Origin of the sequence: Streptomyces sp. NRRL B-24572, from assembly GCF_002156145.1 — a bacterium.
Classification (GTDB): Bacteria; Actinomycetota; Actinomycetes; order Streptomycetales; family Streptomycetaceae; genus Streptomyces; species Streptomyces vietnamensis.
The window spans coordinates 1-2,915 of the sequence record NZ_MWIG01000361.1 but is presented as its reverse complement, the minus strand read 5'-3'; the positions used below and the strand labels follow the sequence as shown (position 1 = coordinate 2,915).

Below are 2,915 nucleotides of genomic sequence, written 5' to 3'. Positions count from 1 at the left end.
AGGGCAGCCGGCGGCCGCCGTCGACGAGGTCGGTGCCGTCGGGTCCGCACAGCTCCCGGCGCAGCTGTCGTTCGAGTTCGCTGCCGATCTTTCCGCCGGTGCCGCCGAGTCCGACGAAGAGCATGGGCTGGTAGATCTTCATGTCGTCTCTCCTCGGTGCCCGTTCAGAAGTTGCCGTCGTAGGGGTCGGACCCGCCGGAGCCGCCGGACCCGCCGGGCTCGGGGGTCCCGGGGGGCCCGGAGGTCCCGGAGGTGAAACCGGTGCCGGATCCCGTGCCGGGGCCGGTGCGGGGGCCGGAGCCGGTGTCCCCGCCGCGTCCGGTGCCGGGGCCGGGGCGCCGAGGGGGCCGGTTCCTCCGCGGCGAGGGCACGCGCCCGCCCCGTACGACGAGTTCGTGCTCGCCCAGACCGATCGGCTCACCGGGCCTGACCGGCACCTGCCGGCCGCCCCGGGGGCGCAGCAGCAGTTCGCCGGAGCCGGTGCGGCGCAGCACGTGGGCGGTGGAGGCGGCGGCGCCGCGGACGGTGCGGAGCATCGGCGAACCCCCGTACGGCTCGTCGACGGTGAAGGCGAAGGACCCGTTCTCGCTCTGCCCCTTGCGGACGGTCAGCTCGAACAGGGACCGGCCGTCGTCGAGCAGTTCGAGCTTGGTCCCGGTGAGGTCGCGGCGGCGCCGCCGGACGACGAGCCGGATGCCGACGAGGACGGCGAGGACGAGGACGAGGACGGCGCCGCCGGTGACGGCCTTCCACCAGCGGTCCCACCAGGTGGGCGGCGCCACCACGAGGACGTCCAGGAAGGCCGTGTCGAGGACGGCGTCTCCGTCGCCGGTGTCCAGGACCGCGATCTTTCCGCCCAGTTCGCCGAGGGCCGTGCCGGCCGCGAGGGTCACCGTGAAGGGGACGCGGGTGCTCCGGCCCGCGACCGCGGTGACCTGCGTCGGGGCGACGGTGAGCTCGGCGCCGGGCGTCTGGTCCTGGAGGGCCAGCCGCAGGGTGTGCGGAGCGGAGTCGTTGTTGGTGACGTCGAGGGTGCCGCGGACGGTGCCGCCCGGGTGCACGGTGACGCGGTCGACGGCGAGCCCCGCGGTCAGCACCGGCACGTCCGGGCCGCGCCGGGCGTGCACCGGGCGCCGGTCGGAGGTGATGCCGGGCGCCGCCATGCGCGTGACGAGCTCCAGGTCGCCGGTGGCCCCGGCGGGCAGGGTGAAGGTGCCGGTGAAGCGGACGTCCCCGGCCTTCGCGTCGGGTGCCCGCCCGTCGTCGGCGAGCTGGAAGTCGAAGGGCCGGAAGCCGGCGCCGGAGACCTCGGCCGAGGCCGTGAGACCGGCCAGCTGCTTCGGATCGGTGATGACGACCCCTCGCCGGGTCTGCATCCGCACCTGCACGGTGACCTTCTCCCCCGCGCGCGGGGATGCCGGGTCGAGGGTGACGTCGGAGCGGAGACGGCCCTGCCAGATGGCCCGGACGGCGACCTCCCGGTCGCGATGGCCCTCCGGCGCCTCGATGTGCACCCGCCAGCGGCCGGGCAGCGGGTCCTTCACGCGCAGCGCCTCGACCGGCCCGTCCTGGCCGCTCACCTCGAAGGTCGAGCCGTCGAACCCGCCCCGTACGGGCACCTTGCGGCCCGCCGGGTCGTAGTAGGTGACCCGCACCTTCGGGTCGTGCTTGGCGACCGTGAGGGAGCCGTCGGTGGCGATCGGCGGGATGGTCACGGTCAGGTCGGCGGGCGGCTTCCCGACGGTGCCCTGGGCGATCCGGGCGCAGCGGGCGGCGGCGAAGGTCTCCTGGAGCGCCTTGTCGATCTCGGCGGACGTGCCGACGACCCGCATGCGGGGGACGGAGCCGGGGATGTCGGAGCAGGCGCCCCGGTAGCCGCCCTCGGCCATCGCGGTGAGGGCGGAGCGGTCGATCTCGCTGCCGAAGCCGAGCGGCCAGATCTGGACGCCGGCCGCCCGGGCGCGGGCAAGCTCCTCGGTGAGCCGCCGCGCGCCGTTGGACTGGCGGGTGTCGCGGTCGGTGCCGTACTCGGGGCTGTCGGCGACGTCCAGCCTGCCGTCGGTGAGCAGGAAGACGACCTTGGGCGTCCCCTTCGCCGCGGGTCGGCTCTCCGTGAGGCGGGTGACCGCCTGCCGGACGGCGGCCGGGAAGTCGGTGCCGGGGCCCATGCGGGCGGCGTCCCGGCGGCCCAGCTCCTGGACGCACTCGCTGAGGTGCTCGCGGCCCGCCGCGTCGGCGACGGTGAGCGGGCAGACGTCGCGCACGGGCGACTGGCCGGGCTTCTCCGAGCTGCCGAAACCGATGACGGTGGCCCGCGAGCGCTCCGATATCTCGCCCTGGCTGAGCAGTGCGGCGGCCTCGGTCTCGCGCGCCAGGTCCTTCTCGGCGAGGCTCGCCGACTGGTCGACGACGACGGCGAAGTCGAGCGGGTCGGGCCCCTCGGCGGGTGCGGCGGCCGTACGGGGCACGCCCGGGGCCCCGGCGGCGGGCGCGCCCGGGGCCCCGGCTCCGGCGGCGGGCGCGCCCGTGGCGGTGGGCACCGCGAGCGGGCCGGAGAGCGCGAGGAGCACCCCGGCGAGGAGCAGGGCGCTCCCCCTGTTGGTCCACTGCATGTTCTCTCTCACCACAGTTCGCTGAAGAGGGCCAGGAGGGCGCCGAGCACGAGCGCGAGCACGCCCAGGCGCAGCCACCGGTACTTCGCCGCGAGCACGAGCCCGTGCACGCCGGCCTGTTCGAGGAGCCAGTCGGTGGCGTCCGCCCCGGACGCGCCGAGCCGTTCCCGCAGCGCGGGCGCGGACGGGCCGGAGGTCAGCTCGCGCAGGAGCGTGCGGTCCGCGCCGATCCGGGTGCGCGGCAGGACCACCGAGACGAGCATCAGGACGCCGGCCGTCCACAGCGCGCCCGCCGCGAGCAGG

At 76.1% G+C, this 2,915-nt stretch carries 2 protein-coding genes; both read right to left on the bottom strand.

Annotation, left to right across the window (positions count from 1 at the left end; translation table 11 throughout):
• Positions 1-164 precede the first annotated feature (164 nt).
• On the bottom strand, positions 165-2,612 hold the full coding sequence (locus tag CCN56_RS21895; RefSeq protein ID WP_256962085.1) for a vWA domain-containing protein: 2,448 nt from the start codon (positions 2,610-2,612) through the stop codon (positions 165-167).
• Between the two features lie 8 nt (positions 2,613-2,620).
• On the bottom strand, positions 2,621-2,915 hold a 295-nt coding region (locus tag CCN56_RS21890; protein WP_107484202.1), incomplete at its 5' end, for a Pycsar system effector family protein.

Excerpts from the sequence above, each read along its gene's own strand:
- CCN56_RS21895 (WP_256962085.1), bottom strand. The coding sequence starts at position 2,612 with ATGCAGTGGACCAACAGGGGGAGCGCCCTGCTCCTCGCCGGGGTGCTC.